This is a genomic window from Streptomyces sp. NPDC002671 (assembly GCF_053592475.1).
In genome coordinates this window covers 73,093-92,427 of record NZ_JBSFVU010000009.1, presented here as the reverse complement: position 1 = coordinate 92,427, position 19,335 = coordinate 73,093, and the positions used below count along the sequence as shown (strand labels likewise).

The 19,335-nt window shown below is 72.1% G+C and carries 23 protein-coding genes; 11 read left to right on the top strand and 12 right to left on the bottom strand.

Annotated elements, in window-relative coordinates:
* Nucleotides 1-136: 136 nt before the first annotated feature.
* Nucleotides 137-1,105, bottom strand: a complete 969-nt coding sequence (locus ACWD35_RS15950) for a diacylglycerol/lipid kinase family protein (protein WP_451351822.1) — start codon at nucleotides 1,103-1,105, stop codon at nucleotides 137-139.
* Nucleotides 1,106-1,263: 158 nt separating this feature from the next.
* Here ACWD35_RS15950 and ACWD35_RS15945 point away from each other — a divergent pair, with 158 nt between their 5' ends.
* Entirely contained in the window at nucleotides 1,264-1,710 is a 447-nt protein-coding gene (locus ACWD35_RS15945; protein ID WP_451351821.1) for a hypothetical protein, read from the top strand.
* A 3-nt stretch (nucleotides 1,711-1,713) separates the two neighbouring features.
* Here ACWD35_RS15945 and ACWD35_RS15940 read toward each other — a convergent pair whose 3' ends face one another.
* The 3 genes from ACWD35_RS15940 to ACWD35_RS15930 form a co-directional block, all read right to left on the bottom strand.
* Nucleotides 1,714-2,781, bottom strand: a complete 1,068-nt coding sequence (locus ACWD35_RS15940) for an RNA polymerase sigma factor SigF (protein WP_451351820.1) — start codon at nucleotides 2,779-2,781, stop codon at nucleotides 1,714-1,716.
* 17 nt (nucleotides 2,782-2,798) lie between these two features.
* A complete protein-coding gene (locus tag ACWD35_RS15935; protein WP_009190566.1) occupies nucleotides 2,799-3,215 on the bottom strand; it encodes an ATP-binding protein in 417 nt (138 codons plus the stop codon).
* Between the two features lie 263 nt (nucleotides 3,216-3,478).
* The gene (locus ACWD35_RS15930) at nucleotides 3,479-3,739 is read right to left on the bottom strand and encodes a UBP-type zinc finger domain-containing protein (RefSeq protein ID WP_451351819.1); all 261 of its coding nucleotides are present in this window, start codon (nucleotides 3,737-3,739) and stop codon (nucleotides 3,479-3,481) included.
* 62 nt (nucleotides 3,740-3,801) lie between these two features.
* Between ACWD35_RS15930 and ACWD35_RS15925 the strand changes: the two genes are divergently transcribed.
* Complete coding sequence (locus ACWD35_RS15925; protein ID WP_451351818.1) at nucleotides 3,802-5,397, top strand: Na+/H+ antiporter; 1,596 nt, start codon at nucleotides 3,802-3,804, stop codon at nucleotides 5,395-5,397.
* A gap of 13 nt (nucleotides 5,398-5,410) precedes the next feature.
* On the opposite strand, the gene ACWD35_RS15920 is transcribed toward ACWD35_RS15925, so the two are convergent.
* Nucleotides 5,411-6,304 (bottom strand): 1-aminocyclopropane-1-carboxylate deaminase/D-cysteine desulfhydrase, encoded by an 894-nt coding sequence (locus tag ACWD35_RS15920; RefSeq protein ID WP_451352002.1) that lies wholly within the window; start codon nucleotides 6,302-6,304, stop codon nucleotides 5,411-5,413.
* Nucleotides 6,305-6,355: 51 nt separating this feature from the next.
* A complete protein-coding gene (locus ACWD35_RS15915; RefSeq protein WP_451351817.1) occupies nucleotides 6,356-6,949 on the bottom strand; it encodes an N-acetylmuramoyl-L-alanine amidase in 594 nt (197 codons plus the stop codon).
* Between the two features lie 298 nt (nucleotides 6,950-7,247).
* Here ACWD35_RS15915 and ACWD35_RS15910 point away from each other — a divergent pair, with 298 nt between their 5' ends.
* Nucleotides 7,248-8,654, top strand: a complete 1,407-nt coding sequence (locus ACWD35_RS15910; protein ID WP_451351816.1) for a family 2B encapsulin nanocompartment shell protein — start codon at nucleotides 7,248-7,250, stop codon at nucleotides 8,652-8,654.
* Between the two features lie 14 nt (nucleotides 8,655-8,668).
* On the top strand, nucleotides 8,669-9,787 hold the full coding sequence (locus tag ACWD35_RS15905) for a family 2 encapsulin nanocompartment cargo protein polyprenyl transferase (protein WP_451351815.1): 1,119 nt from the start codon (nucleotides 8,669-8,671) through the stop codon (nucleotides 9,785-9,787).
* 194 nt (nucleotides 9,788-9,981) lie between these two features.
* Here ACWD35_RS15905 and ACWD35_RS15900 read toward each other — a convergent pair whose 3' ends face one another.
* Nucleotides 9,982-10,584, bottom strand: a complete 603-nt coding sequence (locus ACWD35_RS15900) for a TetR/AcrR family transcriptional regulator (protein WP_451351814.1) — start codon at nucleotides 10,582-10,584, stop codon at nucleotides 9,982-9,984.
* Between the two features lie 123 nt (nucleotides 10,585-10,707).
* Here ACWD35_RS15900 and ACWD35_RS15895 point away from each other — a divergent pair, with 123 nt between their 5' ends.
* From ACWD35_RS15895 to ACWD35_RS15875, 5 genes are all read left to right on the top strand, one after another.
* Nucleotides 10,708-11,292, top strand: coding sequence for a dihydrofolate reductase family protein (locus tag ACWD35_RS15895; protein WP_451351813.1), 585 nt, complete (start codon nucleotides 10,708-10,710; stop codon nucleotides 11,290-11,292).
* A gap of 42 nt (nucleotides 11,293-11,334) precedes the next feature.
* Complete coding sequence (locus ACWD35_RS15890) at nucleotides 11,335-11,553, top strand: hypothetical protein (RefSeq protein WP_451351812.1); 219 nt, start codon at nucleotides 11,335-11,337, stop codon at nucleotides 11,551-11,553.
* Nucleotides 11,554-11,636: 83 nt separating this feature from the next.
* The gene (locus ACWD35_RS15885; protein WP_451351811.1) at nucleotides 11,637-12,059 is read left to right on the top strand and encodes a YciI family protein; all 423 of its coding nucleotides are present in this window, start codon (nucleotides 11,637-11,639) and stop codon (nucleotides 12,057-12,059) included.
* A 49-nt stretch (nucleotides 12,060-12,108) separates the two neighbouring features.
* The gene (locus tag ACWD35_RS15880) at nucleotides 12,109-12,441 is read left to right on the top strand and encodes a DUF952 domain-containing protein (RefSeq protein ID WP_451351810.1); all 333 of its coding nucleotides are present in this window, start codon (nucleotides 12,109-12,111) and stop codon (nucleotides 12,439-12,441) included.
* Nucleotides 12,438-12,725 (top strand): hypothetical protein, encoded by a 288-nt coding sequence (locus tag ACWD35_RS15875; RefSeq protein WP_451351809.1) that lies wholly within the window; start codon nucleotides 12,438-12,440, stop codon nucleotides 12,723-12,725. Before ACWD35_RS15880 ends, ACWD35_RS15875 begins: the two co-directional genes overlap by 4 nt.
* On the opposite strand, the gene ACWD35_RS15870 is transcribed toward ACWD35_RS15875, so the two are convergent.
* The 5 genes from ACWD35_RS15870 to ACWD35_RS15850 are packed head-to-tail and all read right to left on the bottom strand — an operon-like array spanning nucleotide 12,704 to nucleotide 16,066.
* On the bottom strand, nucleotides 12,704-13,471 hold the full coding sequence (locus ACWD35_RS15870; protein ID WP_451351808.1) for a VOC family protein: 768 nt from the start codon (nucleotides 13,469-13,471) through the stop codon (nucleotides 12,704-12,706). The genes ACWD35_RS15875 and ACWD35_RS15870 overlap by 22 nt on opposite strands.
* A 43-nt stretch (nucleotides 13,472-13,514) precedes the next feature.
* Nucleotides 13,515-13,958, bottom strand: a complete 444-nt coding sequence (locus ACWD35_RS15865; protein WP_451351807.1) for a VOC family protein — start codon at nucleotides 13,956-13,958, stop codon at nucleotides 13,515-13,517.
* Nucleotides 13,959-14,001: 43 nt separating this feature from the next.
* Entirely contained in the window at nucleotides 14,002-14,400 is a 399-nt protein-coding gene (locus tag ACWD35_RS15860) for a helix-turn-helix domain-containing protein (RefSeq protein ID WP_451351806.1), read from the bottom strand.
* Between the two features lie 17 nt (nucleotides 14,401-14,417).
* Nucleotides 14,418-15,179 carry a response regulator gene (locus tag ACWD35_RS15855; protein WP_451351805.1) on the bottom strand — a complete coding sequence of 254 codons (762 nt, stop codon included), beginning with the start codon at nucleotides 15,177-15,179 and terminating at the stop codon, nucleotides 14,418-14,420.
* Nucleotides 15,176-16,066: a sensor histidine kinase gene (locus tag ACWD35_RS15850; protein ID WP_451351804.1), complete on the bottom strand. Its 891-nt coding sequence runs from the start codon at nucleotides 16,064-16,066 to the stop codon at nucleotides 15,176-15,178. The genes ACWD35_RS15855 and ACWD35_RS15850 overlap by 4 nt, the downstream gene beginning before the upstream one ends.
* 128 nt (nucleotides 16,067-16,194) lie before the next feature.
* Here ACWD35_RS15850 and ACWD35_RS15845 point away from each other — a divergent pair, with 128 nt between their 5' ends.
* Together ACWD35_RS15845 and ACWD35_RS15840 are read left to right on the top strand one after the other, a co-directional pair.
* The gene (locus ACWD35_RS15845) at nucleotides 16,195-16,938 is read left to right on the top strand and encodes an ABC transporter ATP-binding protein (protein WP_451351803.1); all 744 of its coding nucleotides are present in this window, start codon (nucleotides 16,195-16,197) and stop codon (nucleotides 16,936-16,938) included.
* Complete coding sequence (locus ACWD35_RS15840) at nucleotides 16,935-19,280, top strand: ABC transporter permease (protein ID WP_451351802.1); 2,346 nt, start codon at nucleotides 16,935-16,937, stop codon at nucleotides 19,278-19,280. Before ACWD35_RS15845 ends, ACWD35_RS15840 begins: the two co-directional genes overlap by 4 nt.
* Nucleotides 19,281-19,335 lie beyond the last annotated feature (55 nt).

Below are 19,335 nucleotides of genomic sequence, written 5' to 3'. Positions count from 1 at the left end.
GCAAACCTCAGCGACGGATACAACCCCTTCCGGAAAGTTTTTTTTGATTCCTCGGTGTCGACTGGGTCACAGCCGTACTTCCATGGGGTGGATCCTGGCCTAAACGTTCGAGTGAAAGGACTTTCGCCCGTTCCGCTCACACAATCACACGCAGTGCGCGGCGTACACCTGTGAACGTCACGCTCGTACGCAGTCCCAGGTGGTCGCCGTCCATCTGGAGGGGTAGGGGGACCTTCGAATGCAAGGTGAACTGGTCCAGATCGTGCAGTGAGAGCACGTGCCTTCCATGGGGTCCGCGCTCGGGGGACGAAGTGAGCAACTGGGTGCCATACCGGGCAACCGCGGCCGTCGAGAGGCGGCTGAGACCGAGCACGTCGACGCCCGTGTCGAACGAGGCCTTAGGTGACGTGTACATCGGGCGATTGCCGAGATACGTCCAAGGGGACGTGTTCGAGACTATGGCGACAACAAGATCCTCGACCGGGTCCGCGCCCGGGCGCTCCAGAGTGATCGCGCCGTGCCGGCGGCTCGGCTCGCCGAGGAACTGCCGGACCACCTGGCGGACGTAGAGCGCGTGCGTCGACTTCTTGCCGCGCTCGCGCTGCTGCTCCACCCGGCCCACCACGCCCGCGTCGAAGCCGAGGCCCGCGTTGAAGGTGAACCAGCGCTCCGGTACCGCCTCGTCCTCCGTGCCGGGCGTGCCCGAGGCCAGACCGAGGCCGACGACGCGCTCGCGTTTCTCGCGCAGCGCGTCCAGCAGGGCACCGGTGGCCTCGACGGGGTCGTTGGGCAGGCCCAGAGCGCGGGCGAAGACGTTCGTTGAGCCGCCGGGGACCACGGCGAGGCCGGGCAGGCGATCCAGGTCGGGACCGGCGTGCAGGAGGCCGTTGACGACCTCGTTGACGGTGCCGTCGCCGCCGAGGGCGACCACCATGTCGATGTCGTCGCTCTCCGCCGCCTGCCGGCCGAGATCGCGCGCGTGGCCGCGGTACTCGGTGGTGACCGCTTCCAGCTTCATCTCGCTCGCGAGCGCGTGGATCAGGACGTCACGCCTGCGTGCACTTGTAGTGGTAGCCGCCGGATTCACCACGAGAAGTGCACGCATGATGTGCAGCGTACCTACTGGGTGGTACCCGGCCCAGACCGAGGTAGGGATCCGGTAAGAGGGGGCTGCGTGAGTCTGGACACTCCGGGGCCGCGGGCGCCCGGACGCCGGGGGCCCTTCCCGGCCGGGGCGTACGGGGCGCGGGCTACCCTTCTGGGGTGAGCAGCGAGCAGAAACCCGCCCCGGAGAGCGCCGAGACCGCCGGACCGCGCCCGCGCCGGCTGACGTACGCGGCCGTGCTGGCCGCACTGGAGGGCGTCGCTGTGCTGGCAGGCGGCCTGTGGGTGTTCGTACTCGGGCTCGTCGGCAAGCCGGACGACCGGCAGCAGGCCGTGACCCTGGGGATCACCCTGGTCGTGCTCGCGCTGCTGCCGCTGCTGGCCGCGCGCGGTCTGCTGCTGCGGCGCGGCTGGAGCCGCGGCCCGGCGCTGATCACGCAGCTCATGGCGCTGGGCGTGGCCTACTACCTGCTGAAGGGCGACGGCGCGGCCATCCCGGCCGGCATCGTCATCGGCGCGGTCGCCGCGACGGGGCTCGTCCTGCTGATGAGCCCGGCGACGGCCCAGGCCCTCGGGATCAAGGGACCGGGCCGGTCGGCCGAATAGGCCTCACTCCTCGACGAGGAGCTTCTCCCGCAGCTGGGCCAGGGTCCGGGCCAGCAGCCGGGAGACGTGCATCTGGGAGATGCCGACCTCCTGCGCGATCTGCGACTGGGTCATGTTCCCGAAGAAGCGCAGCAGCAGGATCCGCTTCTCCCGCGGCGGCAGGTCCTCCAGCAGCGGCTTGAGGGACTCCCGGTACTCCACACCCTCCAGCGCCTCGTCCTCCGCGCCGAGCGTGTCGGCGACCGCAGGGGACTCGTCGTCGGTGTCGGGGACGTCCAGCGACAGCGTCGAGTACGCGTTGGCGGACTCCAGGCCCTCCAGGACCTCCTCCTCCGAGATGGCCAGCTTCTCGGCCAGCTCGTGGACCGTGGGGGAGCGGCCGTGCTGCTGGGACAGCTCGGCCGTCGCCGTGGTCAGCGCGAGCCGCAGCTCCTGGAGCCGGCGCGGCACGCGGACCGCCCAGCCCTTGTCGCGGAAGTGCCGCTTGATCTCGCCGACGACGGTCGGGGTGGCGTAGGTGGAGAACTCCACCCCGCGGTCCGGGTCGAAGCGGTCGACGGACTTGATCAGGCCGATCGTGGCGACCTGGGTGAGGTCGTCCAGCGGCTCGCCGCGGTTGCGGAACCGGCGCGCCAGGTGCTCCACGAGCGGCAGGTGCATACGGACCAGCTGGTTGCGCAGCTCCGCGTACTCCGGGCTGCCCTCCTTCAGCTTGCGCAGCTCGACGAAGAGCGCCCGTGCCCCGCTGCGGTCCTGGGGGTCGTGCCGCACGGCAGGCACGCCCGGGCCCAGCGTGTCGTCCTCGGCGTATCGCTCGTGCTCGCTCATCGTCCCGCCCGTAGCCCTTCCCCGAGCCCTCGCCTCCGCGCGGACGGCGGAAGCGGTCCCGCCGTGTCCTTCCGGAGGCGCGCTCTGCACGGCACCGTCGCCGACGGCCTGTGCGGAGGCGTCCTCCGGATGCGGTCTGGCCTGCTCGGGGATGCCGTCGATGCCGTCAGCCATGCGTCGGGAGCCGTTCGCGGGGCCGTCCCCGGCCGGCAGCTCCCGTGTGCCGCGCTCTTCGTCCCGCACCGGCCCGTCCCCGTTCCTCACGCCGGCCCGGGACCCGCGCCGCGTTGTTTGTAGAGGCTGATCGACACGGTCTTGTCCTCGTCGACGGCGGACGAGACCTTGCCCGCGAGGGCCGAGAGCACGGTCCAGGCGAAGGTGTCCCGCGAGGGGGCATGGCCGTCCGTGGTCGGCGCCGACACCGTGACCTCCAGCGAGTCGTCGACGAGCCGGAAGACGCAGCTGAGCACGGAGCCCGGCACGGCCTGCTGGAGCAGGATCGCGCAGGCCTCGTCCACGGCGATGCGCAGGTCCTCGATCTCGTCCAGGGTGAAGTCCAAGCGGGCCGCGAGACCGGCCGTGGCCGTCCGCAGCACCGACAGGTAGGCACCCGCAGCCGGCAGCCGGACTTCCACGAAGTCCTGGTTCGCCGCGGGCTCGCCTGCGATCTGGGACACCCTCACCTCCATGGTGGTACAAGCTTTACGGGGCCGAGGGATCTCCCCCCGGGGTAACGCCTACGTGGTTCCGCGGTGACGCTATCGCGCTCCGAACGCTCTTGTCCCCGGGACCCCAACCCCCTGGCGTCACTCACAGTAAAGCTGCGGATACGCTCCGTGTCTAGAGGGTTTGCGGTCCCAAATGGGAAGAGGGCGCGCCGGGTTGACGTACCCAGACGTCAGACGCCCGAACCGTGATACGGCCACCACCGCATGCAGTGTCACACGAGAACGTGGTCGACGAAGCACCAGCGCCAGTCCTCGCCGGGTTCGAAGGTCCGCATCACCGGGTGACCGGACGTCTCGTAGTGCTCCGTCGCGTGTCTTCCCGGTGAGGAGTCGCAGCAGCCGACGTGGCCACAGGTCAGACAGAGCCGCAGCTGGACCGGGTGTGTCCCGCGCGCGAGACACTCCGGGCAGGTCTCGTTCAGCGGCTCGGGTTCCGGGTGCGGCAGCGCGTCGGCGTGCGTGCACTGTTTCATGATTGCCAGATTACGACGGGTGTGCGGGTGACCGCGCGGAAAATCGAGGGCGGGCGAGGATCATGGACGTGTTGCCGCTGCTGTTGCTGGTGGCGGGCAGTGCCGCGGTGTCGGGGGCCGCCCGGCGCAGCCCCGTGCCGGCGCCGCTGCTGCTGGTCGCGGTGGGCCTGGCGGTCTCGTACCTCCCCGGTGTCCCGGACTACACGCTCGACCCCGACGTCGTCCTGCCCCTGGTGCTGCCGCCGCTGCTCTACAAGGAGGGCACCGAGAGCTCGTACCTGGACCTGCGGGCGCAGCTGCGGCCCGTGGGGCTGCTGTCGGTCGGGTACGTGCTCTTCGCGACCTTCGTCGTCGGCTGGGCCGCCTATGCCGTCGTGCCCGGGCTGCCGCTGCCCGCGGCCCTGGTGCTGGGCGCGGTGGTGGCGCCGACGGACGCTGTCGCGGCCACCGCGATCGCGCGCCGGGTGGGGCTGCCCTCGCGGATCACCACGATCCTCCAGGGCGAGTCCCTGCTGAACGACGCCACCGCGATCACCGCCTACAAGGTGGCCCTCGCCGCCGCGGTCGGCGCCGGCGCGAGCTGGGGCAAGGGGATCGGCGAGTTCCTGATCGCGGCGGTCGGCGGTGTCGCCGTCGGAATGGTGCTCATGGTGCCGATCCACTGGCTGCGCACGCACCTCAAGGAGGCGCTGATGCAGAACACCCTCTCCCTGCTGATCCCGTTCGTCGCCTACGGAGTCGCCGAGCAGGTGCACGCCTCCGGTGTCCTCGCGGTCGTGGTCGTCGCCGTCTACCTCGGACACCACGCGTGGCAGGTCGACTTCGCCACCCGGCTCCAGGAGGAGGCGGTGTGGCGGATGGTCGCCTACGTCCTGGAGTCGGCGGTGTTCGCGCTGATCGGCCTGCAGCTGCCGCGCGTGCTCAAGGGGCTCGCCGCGTACCGGGGCGTCGACGCCGCCTGGTACGCGATCGTCGTCTTCCTGGTCGTCGTCGCGGCCCGGTTCGCCTGGGTGTACCCCGGGACCTTCCTCCCGCGCGCCCTCTCCGGCCGGATCCGGGAACGCGAGGAGAACCCCACCTGGCGGGCGCCGATCGTGACGTCCTGGGCGGGCATGCGCGGCGTGGTCTCGCTGGCCATCGCCTTCTCGATCCCGCTCACGGTGCGCAGCGGCGCCCCTTTCCCGCACCGCAACCTGATCCTCTTCCTGACCTTCACCACCGTCATCGGCACGCTGGTCGTGCAGGGCCTCACGCTCCCGCCGCTGATCCGCCTGCTGAAGTTCCCCGCCCGCGACCAGCAGGCCGAGACGCTCGCCGAGGCCAACGCCCAGGCGCAGGCCTCCCGGGCCGCCGAGAGCCACCTGGACGACCTCCTCGCCGACGAGCGCAACGCCCTGCCGCCGCCGCTCGCCGACCGCCTGCGCACGGTCCTGGAACGCCGCCGCAACGCCGTCTGGGAGCGCCTCGGCCAGGTCAACCCCGTGACCGGCGAGTCCGTGGACGACACCTACCGCCGGTTGTCCCGCGAGATGATCAGCGCCGAACGCGAGGTCTTCGTCAAGCTCCGCGACCACCGCTACATCGACGACGAGATGCTGCGCGCCCTGCTGCGCAGACTGGACCTGGAGGAGGCCGCCGCCTACCGGGAGGCCGCGTAAGGGCTACGGAGCCCTATGGGAACGGCTGTCCGGTGACGACCGCCGCGACGGTCGTTCCGCGCGCGAAGGCGCCCTCCCCGGCGAGGGTGACGAGTCCGTAGAGCAACTTGGCGACATAGAGACGTTCGACGGGCAGGCCGTGGCGGTCCTCGAAGTCCGTCGCGAACGCCTCCAGCTCCGGGGTCGTACGGGCGTAGCCGCCGAAGTGGAAGCGGTCGTCCAGGGTCCAGGAGCCGCTGCGGGCGCCGAAGGCACGTTCCTGCAGGGCCTGTATGTCGGCCTCCAGGAAGCCTCCCTTGAGGACCGGAACCCCGAGCGCACGCTGCCCCGCCGCCAGCCCGGCGGCGAGCCCCGCCAGCGTGCCGCCGGTGCCGCAGGCCACCGCGACGACCTCGGCCCGGCCGCGCAGCTCCGCGCCGAGGTCCCGGCAGCCGCGCACGGCCTCGGCGTTGCTGCCGCCCTCGGGGACGACGTACGCCCCCTCGGCGCCGGCCCCGCGCAGGATCGCGGCCAGCGTCTCCGGCTCGCTCTTGTGCCGGTACGTCGACCTGTCGACGAAGTGCAGCCGCATGCCGTCGGCCGCGCAGCGGGACAGGGACGGGTTGAGTGGGCGGCCGGCCAGTTCCTGACCGCGGACCACGCCGGCGGTCGGCAGCCCGAGCAGCCGGCCCGCAGCGGCCGTGGCCCGCAGGTGGTTGGAGTAGGCCCCGCCGAAGGTGACCAGGGCCCGGCCCCGCGCCGCCTCGATGTTCGGCACGAGCTTGCGCCACTTGTTGCCGATCAGCTCCGGGTGGATCAGGTCGTCCCGCTTGAGCAGGAGCCGGAGGCCGTGCCGGGCGAAGCGCTCGTCCCGCACCTCCTGGAGAGGTGAGGGCAGGCGGGGGGCGAGCGGGTCCGGGCCGGTCACGGGGCTGGTCACGGCACCATTCTCGCCCGTCGGCGGTTCTGCCCTGCGGTGCTATCCCTTCAGGCGCTCGGCGATCCGCTCCCGCAGCCAGTCCATCGTGAACCCGCGCGGGTCCACCTTGCCCGGCTGCCACTCCAGGTGGCCGATGACCGACCGCTCCGTCCAGCCGTGCCGGCGGCAGACGGCCGCCGCGGCCCGCACGATCGCCTCCAGCTGCGCCTCGGGCCAGGGATCCTCGCCGTCGCCGAGGTTCTCGCACTCGAAGCCGTAGAAGTGCCGGTTGCCGTCGGTGTTCGCCTGGTCGTCCGGCGGCAGCCCCTTCTCGGCGATCACCGCGCGCAGTACGTCGTCGTCGCCGAGGCCGGCGTGGTCGGCGCGGCCGTAGCCGACCAGGTGGACCGTGCCGTCCTTGGTGATCACGCCGTGGCACAGCGGGCCCGGGAGAGCCGGGTGGCCGTCCCGGCAGAGGGCCACCGTGCGGTCGTCCCTCTGGGTCGCCGTGTGGTGGATCATCACGCCGTGGACCGGCCCCCAGGGGCCCTTGTGGTTGCGGTTGTGGTTCTGCCAGTCGCCGACCTCGACGACGGTGACGCCCTCCGCGCGAAGCGCGGCCAGAAATCCGCTCGCGGACATGGGTGGGGCCATGCCGCCTCCTTAATGCTGTGCCCGGTGGCCGCCCGCTGCGGCCCTCTCGTACGGCCTTGCTTCTACCGAAACCGGACGTCCCGGGCTGCATCGTTCGCACACCGTGCGAGCCGATTTGGCCAAACCGTGCAGGTGGCGGGGGGTGGACAGGAGCCCTCCTTCTGCCCGGTCGGCGGGTGATCCATTCCCGCTCTTTCGGGTAATGGTGCCGCCCCGGTCGGCGGTGGAAGGCTCGGTCCCGAGACCGGTGCCCGGGGTGCCTCCGCGGGCCGGGCATGTACTGGGAGGACACTTTCTTATGTCGGTAGGCGAAGAGGTCCGCACAGGGCAGGACAAGCCGCAGCAGTCCCTCGGGACGGCGGCAGCGCGGAACCTGGCCACCACTACCAAGTCCGTACCGCAGATGCAGGAGATCAGCTCCCGCTGGCTGCTGCGCACGCTGCCCTGGGTCGAGGTACAGGGCGGCACGTACCGGGTGAACCGGCGGCTGACGTACGCGGTCGGAGACGGCCGCATCACCTTCGTGAAGACCGGGGACCAGGTCGAGGTCATCCCGGCCGAACTCGGCGAACTGCCGGCGCTGCGGTCGTACGAGGACGACGAGGTGCTGACGGAACTGGCGCGGCGCTGCCGCCAGCGGGACTTTGCCCCCGGTGAGGTCATCGCCGACTTCGGCAACCAGACCGACGAGGTGTATCTGCTGGCCCACGGCCGCGTCGAGAAGATCGGCACGGGTCCCTACGGCGACGACGCGGTCCTCGGAGTCCTCGCCGACGGCGCCTATTTCGGCGAGCAGTCGCTGCTCGACCCGGACGCCATCTGGGAGTACACCGCCCGTGCGGACACCGCGTGCACGGTGCTGATCCTCACCCGCCAGGACTTCGAGCAGGTCGCGGAGCGCGCCGACTCGCTGCGCGAGCACCTCCAGCAGCTGCGCGCGGTTCCCGAGCAGCGGACCAACAAGTACGGCGAGAAGGAGGTCGAGCTGGCGGCCGGCCACAGCGGCGAGCCCGACATCCCGCACACCTTCGTCGACTACGAGGCCCGGCCCCGCGAGTACGAGCTGAGCATCGCCCAGACCGTGCTGCGCATCCACTCGCGCGTGGCCGACCTGTACAACCAGCCGATGAACCAGACCGAGCAGCAGCTGCGGCTGACGGTCGAGGCGCTGAAGGAGCGCCAGGAGCACGAACTCGTCAACAACCGGGAGTTCGGCCTGCTCAACAACTGCGAGTACGACCAGCGGATCCAGCCGCACGACGGCGTTCCCGGCCCGGACGACATGGACGAGCTGCTCAGCCGCCGCCGCGGCACCAAGCTGTTCCTCGCCCACCCGCGCGCGATCGCCGCGTTCGGCCGCGAGCTGAACAAGCGCGGACTGGTCCCGGAGACCATCGAGATCGGCGGTAACCGCATCCCGACCTGGCGCGGTGTGCCGATCTACCCGTGCAACAAGATCCCGGTCACCGAGGCCCGTACGACCTCGATCATCGCGATGCGTACCGGCGAGGACGACCAGGGTGTCATCGGCCTGCGCCAGTCCGGCATCCCGGACGAGATCGAGCCGAGCCTGTCCGTCCGCTTCATGGGCATCAACGAACAGGCCATCATCAAGTACCTGGTGACGGCCTACTACTCGGCGGCCGTCCTGGTCCCCGACGCGCTCGGCGTGCTGGAGAACGTCGAGATCGGCCGCTGGAGGTGACGTTTCCGCACGTCATGGCACCCGCCGTACCGCGCCCCGGTGCGGCGGGGGACCCGCGGGGGAACGCGGCGGGCGCCAGGGGCAGCCTGCCCGAGGGGCAGGAGGCGGCGGCACTGCTGGAGCGGACCCGGGCCCTCGTGGACCCGGAGCTGCGCGCGGCCGTCGAGTCGCTGCCCGGCCGGATGCGCCGGATCGCGCTCTTCCACTTCGGGTGGGAGAACGCGGACGGCTCGCCGGCGGCGGGCGGCGCGGGCAAGGCGATGCGGCCCGCGCTCGTCCTGGCCGCGGCCGGCGCGCTGGGTGGCCCGGCGGCGCGGGCGGCGGCCGTCCGGGCGGCCGTGGCGGTCGAACTGGTCCACAATTTCACGCTGTTGCACGACGACGTGATGGACCGCGACACCTCCCGCCGGCACCGGCCGACCGCGTGGACGGTGTTCGGCGACGCCGACGCCGTCCTCGCCGGGAACGCCCTCCAGGCGCTGGCCTTCCGGCTGCTCGCGGAGGACCCGCACCCCGCCTCCGGCCCGGCCGCGGCCCGGCTCGCGGCCTGCGTCGTGGAGCTGTGCGCCGGGGAGAGCATCGACACGGCCCTGGAACGGCGCGCTCCGGACGAGGTCACCCTCGACGAGGCGCTCGCCATGGCCGAGGCCAAGACCGGCGCCCTGCTGGGCTGCGCCTGCGCGCTCGGCGCGCTGTACGCGGGCACGGGGGAGGACGGGGCGAGGGCGCTGGACGGGTTCGGCCGGCAGGTCGGGCTCGCCTTCCAGCTGATCGACGACGTCATCGGCATATGGGGGGATCCGAAGCGCACCGGCAAACCGGCCGGCGCGGATCTCGCGGCCCGTAAGAAGTCCCTCCCGGTGGTCGCGGCGCTCACCTCCGGCACCCCGGCGGCGACCGAACTCGCCACGCTGTACGGGAAGCCGTACGTCAAGGAGGAGGCCGAGGCCTCCGGGGAACTCGCGCGGGCCACCCTGGCCGTGGAACGCGCCGGCGGCCGTGACTGGGCCCAGGCCGAAGCAGCCGACCGTATGGCCCGCGCCATGCAGGACCTGGCACTCGGGGTCCCCGACCCCGAGACGGCGGACGGACTGCTGGCACTGGCGGAGTTCGCGACGAGGCGGAGCAGCTGAGGTTGCCGGGCGCCGAGTCGAGAGGCCGTGTCCGGCGGCCAGGTGGAACGCCGGAGTCGCGGGGACCGTGCGGATCCTGACCCCGCACGGTCACCGGGCTCCGGTCCGGCGGGCCCCGCACATCCCCACAGTGTGCGGGGCCCGCGGCATACGGGGTCCTGCACCCGCCCGCGTACTCCCCGAGCCGGCTCCCGCTACTCCCCGCCCGGCTCCTGCGGGACGATCGTCGTGACGATGCGCTCGACCAGGCCCTCCGGCACGGTCACCCCCGGCAGGGCGCCGTCCAGGACACCGGGCAGGGTGAGGTGTTCCAGGAGGAGGCCGAGCATCGCGAGGTAGAGCACGGTGACGGTCTCGTCCCCGCCCGGCAGTCCCGCCTCGCGGTGGAACTCCATGCCCTGTTCCAGCTCCGCGCGCACCGACTCGGTGAAGGAGGCGCGCAGTTCGGGGCGCCGGGTGGCCTCCAGGCGCATCTCCAGCAGGGCCAGATAGCCGTCGCGGTCCCCGGTGGCCCGGTTCATCAGGTCGTGCATGAAGGCCGTCACCAGTGACCGGTCCCGCCGCTGCCGCAGCAGCTTCTCCAGCACCTGCGGGTCCGGGGCGAGCCGGAGGTGCAGCCGGGCGTCGATCTGGCGGAGCAGCTCGTCGCGCCCGGTGAAGTAGTTGGAGGCGGTACCGGTGGGCACGCCCGCCTCGGCGTCCACCGCGCGGAACGTCAGCCCCCGCGCACCCTCGCGCGCGAGCACCGCGATCCCGGCGTCCACCAGCGCCGCCCGCCGCTCCGGATTACCGGCCATGCGGAATCCCCTCTCTCACTTGCCCTGTCTCCACTGTTTCTCGGGAAGCACCCTTGCAACCACTACAGTCGAAGTACTACAACTGTCGTTGTCAACGCGCGCAGCCTACGGAAAGAGACCAGCTTGCGAAAGCTCACATACTTCGTCGCCTGCTCCATCGACGGCTTCATCGGAGACCCCGGCGGCGATGCCTCGTCGATGTTCACGTTCCTCGACGAGGAGTTCCTCGGGTACCTGACCTCGACGTACCCGGAGACCATCGCGGCCCAGGGCCGCGAGCCGCTGGGCGTCAAGGACGCCGAGAACCGGCACTTCGACACCGTGATCCAGGGCCGCGGCAGCTACCAGCTGGCCCTCGACATCGGCGTCACCAGCCCCTACGGGCACCTGCGCGAGTACGTCGCCTCGCGCACCCTCGGCGCCTCGCCGGACCCCGCCGTGACCGTGATCGACAGCGATCTGGTCGCCAGGATCCGCGAGTTGAAGGCCGAGGACGGCGAACTCGGCATCTGGCTCTGCGGCGGCTCCCAGCTCGCGGGCGAGCTGCTTGACGAGATCGACGAACTCGTCATCAAGACCTACCCGCAGGTGTACGGCTCCGGCATGCCCATGTTCGGCACCGGCTTCGCCGTCACCGACTTCGCCCTGGAATCGGTGCGCACGTTCCAGAACGGGGTGATCGTGCGGACGTACAGCAGGAAGCGCTGACGGCGGGAAGCGCCGAGCCCCCGCCCGGCCTACCCTGAGGGCATGGCCAGCGAGGAACCGCTCTGTCCCGTCTGCGGACAGCCCGTCGGAACGGTCGTCGGCCGGCACAAGACGCTCGGCGCCTGGGTGCCGGTCTGGGGCTCCGGCCCGTGCCGCAACCCTGATTGCCGGGCCTACGCCGAACGCCCCGAGGCCGTGGCTTCGGCCCCGGAACGGCAGGCAGACAGGCAGGCCGGGGAATCCACCGCGAAACATTCCTGAGCCCGTGTCGAGAATCCCGGCCCGGCTCCGACGTCCCCTGTGAGAGCCGCCCGCGAGGGCGGCCCGAGCCGAAGGAGCGGACCATGAAGTACCTGGTGATGGTGCGGGGCACGCAGGCGGACTACGACGCGATGGCCGGCAAGCCCACCCCGCACGCCCCGGCCTGGACCGAGGTGCAGCTGAAGGCCATGTACGCGTACATGAGCGCGATCAACGACGACCTCGCCGAGAAAGGCGAGCTGCTCGACGCCGAGGGTCTGGCCGAGCCCGCCCGCACCCGGCTGGTCGCGCGCGGAAAGGACGGCCGCACGGTGATCACCGACGGCCCCTACGGCGAGACCGAGGAAGTGACGGTCGGCTACTGGTTGCTGGACTGCGCCGGGCTGGAGCGGGCCACCGAGATCGCCGAGCGCGTCACCCGCTGCCCCGGCCCCGAGGGCCTGGCGGACTACCCCGTGGTGATCCGGCCCATCATGGAAGGCCCCGGCGGCGACGACGCGGGATGAACAGCACGACGCGGGACGAACGGACCGGCTCAGGCCGTAGCGTGGGCGCATGCCGAAACTTCCGCGCATCTTCCACGTCACCGAACGCTCCCTGTGGGACGCGGCCCGCGCGCGTGGCGCCTTCGAGATGTCCACCCGGGGCCGCACCCTCCAGGAGGAGGGCTTCATCCACTTCTCCACCCGCGAACAGCTCCCGCGCATCGCCGAGTTGCTCTACGGCACGTACGACGGCCCCGACGACCTGGTGGTCCTGGTCGTGGACCCGGCCCTGCTCGGTGTGCCGGTGAAGTACGAGTCGGCGGAGCCGGGCGGCGAGGAGTTCCCGCACGTGTACGGTCCCGTGCCGGTCGACGCAGTGGTGGACGTGGAGCCCTGGGGGTGAGCCGCGGGAGCGGTGCCCGCCGCGGGTGGTGGCGCTGGGCACTGGCCGCCTGGGTGCTGACCGTGGCCGTAGGGGGAGGACTCACCCTGTGGCTCCAGGACTCGGCCCGCCCGCAGGGCCCGTACGTCTGGGAGAACGGGGGCGGAACGCCCCCGGCGGCACCGGGGGCGGGTGAGCCGTACGGACAGTACGCCCCGCCGGAGGGCGACGGGAGCCGAGCCTGCCCGCCCAGTCCCACACCCCCGACCGCAACCCGCTGCGCCTACGCGACGACGGCTCCCTGACCGCTGCCGCTGCCCCCGCCCGGCAGACCGCCCGTCTCCGGGTCCCGGCCGGTCAGGCAGTACGTGCCGCCGGCCGGATCGCGCATGACCGTCCAGTGCGGGCCCTGATGGACCGCCTCCGCTCCCAGCCGCTCGTGCCGGGCGCGGACGGAGGCCTGGTCGGCGCAGGCGAGGTCCAGGTGGGCGGAGGCGGGGCGTTCGGCGTCGAGCCGCTGCAACAGGATCCGCACGGGGAGACCGGCCGGCGGCTTCAGGACGTAGAACTCGGGACGCGAGCCGGCCGCCGGCTCCCAGCCGGTCAGGTCGGCCCAGAAGGCGCGCTCGGTGTCGTAGACGGACGGCGGGATGTCGAGACACACCTGGTCGAGTCGGCTGCCGACTACGACCGGAGGCCGTACTGCCTCCCCGTGCCAGGGCACGGCGCAGAAGGGCAGGCCGGCGGGGGAGCGCAGCACGGCCCAGTCGCCGTGGTCCGCGAGGAGGCCGGCGCCGAGTGCGCGGGCGGCCCGGACCAGTTCCCGTATGTCCTCGACGCAGAGGTCGAGGTGGGCCCCGCCGTCCCCCGCGTCGACGCCCTGGAGCTTCACGCAGGCGTCCGCGCCGTCGGGCAGCAGGGTGACGAACTCACCCTGTTCGCCGCGCGGTTCGGACAGCCGCGTGCCGGTGACCTCCGTCCAGAAGGCTTGGGCCGCGGCGAGGCGTGCCGCGGGGCGGTCGGCGAAGGCGTACGTCCAGCGGATGATCACGCGGCGAGTGTAGGCGGGGAACTCACTGGAAACCCAGGGGATTTCAGCGCGCAGGTCGTTCGAGGAAGCGGAGCTGGTTGCCGGCCGGGTCGCGGAAGGCGCAGTCGCGGACGCCGTACGGCTGGTCCGTCGGCTCCTGGAGCACATCGGCCCCGGACGCCCGGACCCGTTCGAACAGCGCGTCGCAGTCGGGGGTGGTGAAGATGACGCCCCGCAGCAGGCCCTTGGCGAGCAGCTCGGCCATCGCCTGCCGGTCGGCGGGGGAGGCGTCCGGGTCCGCGCCGGGCGGCTCCAGCACGATCTCCACGTCCGGCTGGAGCGGCGAGCCCAGCGTCACCCACCGCATCCCCTCGAAGCCCACGTCGTTGCGGACCTCCAGGCCGAGCACGTCACGGTAGAAGGCGAGGGCCTTGTCGTGATCGTCCACGGCGATGAAGCACTGAGCGAGTTTCACGCCACTCACGTCATTCACGTCATTCACGTTCATGAACCCACGCTAAGGCCGGCGGGCGTGCCGTGCCTCGGTACGGTCAGTAGGGCCGGCGGCGGGGGCGGGTGAACTTCCGGGCCACGCAGGACGGGATCACCGCGCCCGCCTCGTGCGAACGAGCCCGGTACGCGCTCGGCGTCTCCCCGACCAGCTCGGTGAACCGGGAACTGAAGGAGCCCAACGAGGTACACCCGACGGCCAGGCACACCTCGGTCACGCTGAGGTCCCCTCGCCGCAGCAGCGCTTTGGCCCGCTCGACCCGCCGGGTCATGAGATAGCTGTACGGCGTCTCCCCGAAGGCTTTGCGGAAGCTCCGCTGAAAATGCCCTGGGGACATCAGGGCGCCACGGGCCAGCTCGGTCATGTCGAGCGGTTCGGCATACTCACGGTCCATACGATCCCGCGCCCGCCGCAACCGCACCAGGTCCTCCAGGGTCACGGCTTCAGCTTCGCATGTCAGCCGGCGGCGGGGCCGCCGGGGGTGACCAGGCCCGTCTCGTAGGCGAGGACGACCGCCTGGGCGCGGTCGCGGAGGGTGAGCTTGGCGAAGATCCGGGCGACGTGGGTCTTCACGGTGGCCTCGCTGAGGGTGAGGGCTTCGGCGAGTTCGGTGTTCGACAGGCCCCGGCCCATCAGCGCCAGCACCTCGCGCTCACGGGCGGTCAGCGGAGCGAGGTCGCGGTGCAACGCGGGCGCGCGGTCCCCGGTCCCCGCGGCGGCGGGGCGGCGAGCCGTCCCGGCCCGGTCGGTCTTCTGGGCGGTCGCGTAGCGTTCGACCAGACGGCGGGTGATCGAGGGGGCCAGCAGCGCGTCGCCGGTGTCGACCAGTCGCACGGCCGCGGCGAGGTGGGCGGCCGTGACGTCCTTGAGCAGGAAGCCGCTCGCCCCGGCGGCGAGCGCCGCGTAGACGTAACGGTCGAGGTCGAACGTGGTGAGCATGAGGACCCGGCAGTCGGGGAGCAGCCGCAGGACGCGTCGGGCTGCTTGCAGGCCGTCCAGGTTCGGCATTCGGATGTCCATCAGAACGACGTCCGGGCGCAGCCGTTCGGCCTCGGCGACGGCCTGCACGCCGTCCGCGGCCTCGCCGACGACCTCGATGCCCCGCGAGGTGAGGATGAGGCGGAAGCCGGTTCGGATCAGCTCCTCGTCGTCGGCCACGAGGACGCGCGGGGCACCGGGCTCCCGGCCGGGGATCGCGCCAGGGTCCTGTGAGTTCACGGGCGCTCCAGAGGGATGCGGGCGCGGACACGGTATCCGCCGCCGATGCGGCGCCGGGCTTCGAAGTGGCCTCCGTAGACGGCTGTGCGCTCGCGCAGGCCGATCAGGCCGCGTCCCGCTCCGTCGTCCCGTGCCGTGCGGGGATCCGGTACGGTACCCGCGCTCGCGGGGTCGGCGGACAGCACGCTCGGTCCGCTGTTGAGCACCTCGACCCGCAGACTGTGGTCGGCATAGCGCACCGTCACGGTCGCCGTGCCACCGTCGCCGTACTTGAGCGTGTTGGTCAGCGCCTCCTGGATGATCCGGTACGCGGTGACGTCGATGCCGGGCGGCAGCGGACGCGGTTCCCCGGAGATGCGTACCTCGACCGGCAGGCCGGCGAAGGCGATCCGGTCGATCAGGGTGCCCAGTTGACGCAGGCTCGGCTGCGGCGCGAGCCCGGAGGGATCTCCTTCGGCGTACCGCTCGGCCCCGCCATCGTCACCGTCGTCGCCGTCGGGCGACGGCGCCAGCAGGCCCAGCAGATGGCGCAGTTCGGTCATCGCGTCCCGTCCGGCGCTCTCGACGGCCTCCAGCGCGGTCTCCGCCGCGTCCGGCAGGGTGGCCAGCACCTCCCGGGCGGCGGTCGCCTGCACGACCATGAGGCTGACCTTGTGGCTGACGATGTCGTGCAACTCGCGGGCGATGCGGGCACGCTCGGCCGACACCGCCGTGCGGGCAGCCGCCTCCCGTTCGCGCTCCAGCAGCCAGCGCCGGTCCTCCAGAGCCCTGCGGTAGCGGCGGCGGGCGCGCGCCAGCAGTACGACGCTGGCTCCGGCCACCGCCGGGCCGACCGTCGCAAGGGCGATGAGCAGCGAGTCCGTTCCCGATCCCCACACGGTGCCCATCGTGCCAGGCGGCCGACCGGCGGACGTCCTACTTCGGGGCCACCCCGTACATCCCCAGGATGACCGCCGTCCCGGGATACCTCCGGGGGCTGACGTCCGGGGCTGCCACCCCGCCTACCGTCCCTGTCATGACCACCGAAGACATCAGCGGCACGACTGCGGGGGCCGGCCCGGCCGCCGTGCGCGAGCAGGAAGTCGTCCGGGTGAACGGCCTGCGCAAGGAGTACGGCGACACCGTCGCCCTGAACGGGGTGTCGCTGGAGGTCGGCGCCGGGGAGGCGGTGGCGGTGATGGGGCCGTCCGGCTGCGGCAAGTCCACCCTGCTCAACATGATCGCCGGCCTCGACCGGCCGAGCGCCGGCCGGGTGCACGTGCACGGCGAGGACCTGGGCGCGATGAACGAGACCGGGCTGGCGCTCTTCCGGCGCCGCCGGATCGGCATGATCTTCCAGTTCTTCAACCTCATCGACGACCTGCCCACGATCGACAACGTCGCCCTGGCCGCCCAGCTCACCGGAACGCCCACCCGTCAGGCCCGGCGCCGGGCGCTGGAACTGCTGGACGAACTCGGCATCGCCGACCGCAGGAACGTCTACCCCGCCGCGCTCAGCGGCGGCGAACGCCAGCGGGTGGCGGTGGCCCGTGCGCTGATGAACCGCCCCGCGCTGCTGCTCGCGGACGAACCCACCGGCGCGCTGGACAGCCACGCGGGCGAGCAGGTCATGGACCTCCTCATCGACCTCAACGAACTGGGTCAGACCCTGCTGTTGGTGACGCACGATCAGACGCTGGCCATGCGCTGCGCGAGCCGTCTGGTGACGATGGCGGACGGCCGGATCACCAATGAGCGGACCCTGGAGCGGACGGCATGAGCGCGGTGTGGCGGGCCTCGCGCGCGGCCGTGCGCCGCCGACGACTGCAGACCTCGGTGATCGGGGTGGTGGTCCTGGTCTCCAGCATGGCCCTGGTGGTCGCTCTCGGGCTGCTGGACGTCGCGTCCGGGCCGTTCGACCGGATCTTCTCCCAGGCCCATGGCGCCCACGTCGTCGCCACGTTCGACGCGACGAAGGTCTCCGGCACCCGGCTGGCACGGACCGCGCACCGACCGGGCGTGCGGGCCTCGGCCGGGCCGTTCCCGGAAGCGGTGGTCGACCTGCCGCAGAGCGCGGTCGCCGAGCTGCCCGGGATGGGGCCCGGCCCGCTGACCGTGGTGGGCCGGGCGGACCCCGGCGGCCCGGTCGACCGGCTGGACCTGTTCGCCGGGCACTGGGCCACCGGCCCCGGTCAGCTCGTCCTGGAGCTTCCGGACGCGCCCGGGATGGGCGACGGGCCGCACTCTCCGATCGGGAAGCGGATCCGGCTGCCCGGACTGGCGCCGCTGACCGTCGTCGGCCTCGCCTCCAGCGTGAGCGGGACCGCGCAGGCATGGGTCTCCCCGCGGCAGATCGGGGCCCTGCACCCCACGACGTACCAGATGCTGTACCGGTTCGACCGGGCCGCGTCGGCCCGGCAGATCAGGGCGGACACCTCGGCGGTGAGCGCCGGCCTGCCGTCCGGATCGCTGGTCGCCCACCAGTCGTATCTGACGCTGAAGGAGCAGCTCGCGGCCGAGCCCAACACCTTCGTGCCGTTCCTCATGGCCTTCGGCATCCTCGGCCTGCTGGTGGCGGTCCTGATCGTGGCCAATGTGGTGAGCGGTGCCGTCGTGTCCGGCTTCCGGCACATCGGGGTGCTCAAGTCCGTGGGATTCACGCCGATCCAGGTGGTCGCGGTCTACCTGGTGATGGTCTGTGTCCCGGCGACGGTGGGCGCGGCGATCGGCACGGCCCTGGGCGGGGTGGTGGCACGGCCGCTGTTGCGCCAGGTCTTCTACGGCGCTGACTTCGGCTCGGTGAATGTCAGGCCGACAGTCGGCTCCTGGGTGTACGTGACCACGGCGCTGGGCATGCCCGCAGTCGTGCTGCTGGCCGCGCTGATCCCGGCGCTGCGCGCGCACCGGCTCTCCGCGGCACGGGCGATCAGCGCGGGCGGCGCGCCCGTTGGCGGTCGGCGGCCGGCGGTGCAGCGGTGGCTGAGCGGAGTGCGGCTGCCGCGCTCGGTGACGCTGGGCCTGGGCCTGCCCCTCGCCCGGCCCGGACGGGCGCTGCTCACCGTCTCCGCCGTACTGCTCGGGGTGGCGACGGTGACCTTCGCCACCGGTCTGTCGGCCACCATGGTCTCCTACAGCGACGCCATCGAGGGCGTCGGCAGGATGCAGGTGGTCGTCCGGGCCGGGCAGGCCAGGTTCGGGGAGACCGTTCCGCACCACGGCGACGCCGCGACACAGACGCTGCTGCGCTCTCTGCCCCATGCGGCGGACGTGTCCGCCGTGGGCTTCACCCAGGTGCGGATGCTCGGGCAGAGCCAGGACGTGACGATCGAGGGAGCGCGCGGGGGCCGGTCCGTGCTCCAGGACGACCTGGCCAGGGGCCGGTGGGCGGGCAGGCCCGGCGAGGTGGTGGCCTCCGGCAGGTTCCTGGCCAAGTACGGTCTGCACGTCGGTGACTCGTTCACGCTGGGCGCGGCGGGCGGCCGGACGGAGCGCGTGACCCTGGTCGGGGAGGTCATGTCCGGGCCGTCGGACTGGATGCGTGCGGACTGGGCGGCGGTGACCGCCCTGGCACCGGAGGCGCGGGCCAACCAGTACTGGGTGCGGCTCACCCCCGGAGCCGAGGTCAGCGCCTATACGAAGGCGGTTCGAGCCGCCGATCCCGGGCTCTACCCGGCCGAGCAGCCCTCGGTCAACGCCGGGGCGGTGACGGTGATCAGCTCTGCGTCCGTGCTGACCCTGATGCTGACGGCGGTCGCCGCGATGGGGGTGTTCAACACGGTCGTGCTGAGTGCCCGGGAGCGGCGGCGCGACCTCGGCATGCTGAAGTCGATCGGCATGACGCCACGGCAGGTCACGGTGATGCTGGTGGTGTCCATGGCCGGGCTCGGTCTGGTCGGCGGAGTCCTGGGGCTGCCGCTGGGAGTCGCGGCCTACCGTGTGGTGATCCCGCTGACCGAGCACAGCGCCCATCTCGCCTTCCCGGCACGGATGCTGGATGTGTGGCACCCCGGGACTATGGTGTTGCCGGCGCTGGCCGGGGTGGTGATCGCCGCACTGGGCGCGGTGGTACCGGCGCGCGCGGCGGCCCGGCAGGCCATCGCCCGGGTCCTGCACACCGAGTGACGGCCGCGCCGCGTGGGAGGCGGTCCTTGGCAAAGGCCCTAGCTCTCTCCGGTCG

Bases quoted from the DNA above. Each gene is read 5' to 3' on its own strand.
- ACWD35_RS15950 (WP_451351822.1), bottom strand. From the start codon at position 1,105: ATGCGTGCACTTCTCGTGGTGAATCCGGCGGCTACCACTACAAGTGCA.
- ACWD35_RS15930 (WP_451351819.1), bottom strand. From the start codon at position 3,739: ATGAAACAGTGCACGCACGCCGACGCGCTGCCGCACCCGGAACCCGAG.
- ACWD35_RS15925 (WP_451351818.1), top strand. From the start codon at position 3,802: ATGGACGTGTTGCCGCTGCTGTTGCTGGTGGCGGGCAGTGCCGCGGTG.
- ACWD35_RS15915 (WP_451351817.1), bottom strand. From the start codon at position 6,949: ATGGCCCCACCCATGTCCGCGAGCGGATTTCTGGCCGCGCTTCGCGCG.
- ACWD35_RS15910 (WP_451351816.1), top strand. From the start codon at position 7,248: ATGTCGGTAGGCGAAGAGGTCCGCACAGGGCAGGACAAGCCGCAGCAG.
- ACWD35_RS15905 (WP_451351815.1), top strand. From the start codon at position 8,669: ATGGCACCCGCCGTACCGCGCCCCGGTGCGGCGGGGGACCCGCGGGGG.
- ACWD35_RS15900 (WP_451351814.1), bottom strand. From the start codon at position 10,584: ATGGCCGGTAATCCGGAGCGGCGGGCGGCGCTGGTGGACGCCGGGATC.
- ACWD35_RS15890 (WP_451351812.1), top strand. From the start codon at position 11,335: ATGGCCAGCGAGGAACCGCTCTGTCCCGTCTGCGGACAGCCCGTCGGA.
- ACWD35_RS15885 (WP_451351811.1), top strand. From the start codon at position 11,637: ATGAAGTACCTGGTGATGGTGCGGGGCACGCAGGCGGACTACGACGCG.
- ACWD35_RS15880 (WP_451351810.1), top strand. From the start codon at position 12,109: ATGCCGAAACTTCCGCGCATCTTCCACGTCACCGAACGCTCCCTGTGG.
- ACWD35_RS15865 (WP_451351807.1), bottom strand. From the start codon at position 13,958: ATGAACGTGAATGACGTGAATGACGTGAGTGGCGTGAAACTCGCTCAG.
- ACWD35_RS15850 (WP_451351804.1), bottom strand. From the start codon at position 16,066: ATGGGCACCGTGTGGGGATCGGGAACGGACTCGCTGCTCATCGCCCTT.
- ACWD35_RS15845 (WP_451351803.1), top strand. From the start codon at position 16,195: ATGACCACCGAAGACATCAGCGGCACGACTGCGGGGGCCGGCCCGGCC.
- ACWD35_RS15840 (WP_451351802.1), top strand. From the start codon at position 16,935: ATGAGCGCGGTGTGGCGGGCCTCGCGCGCGGCCGTGCGCCGCCGACGA.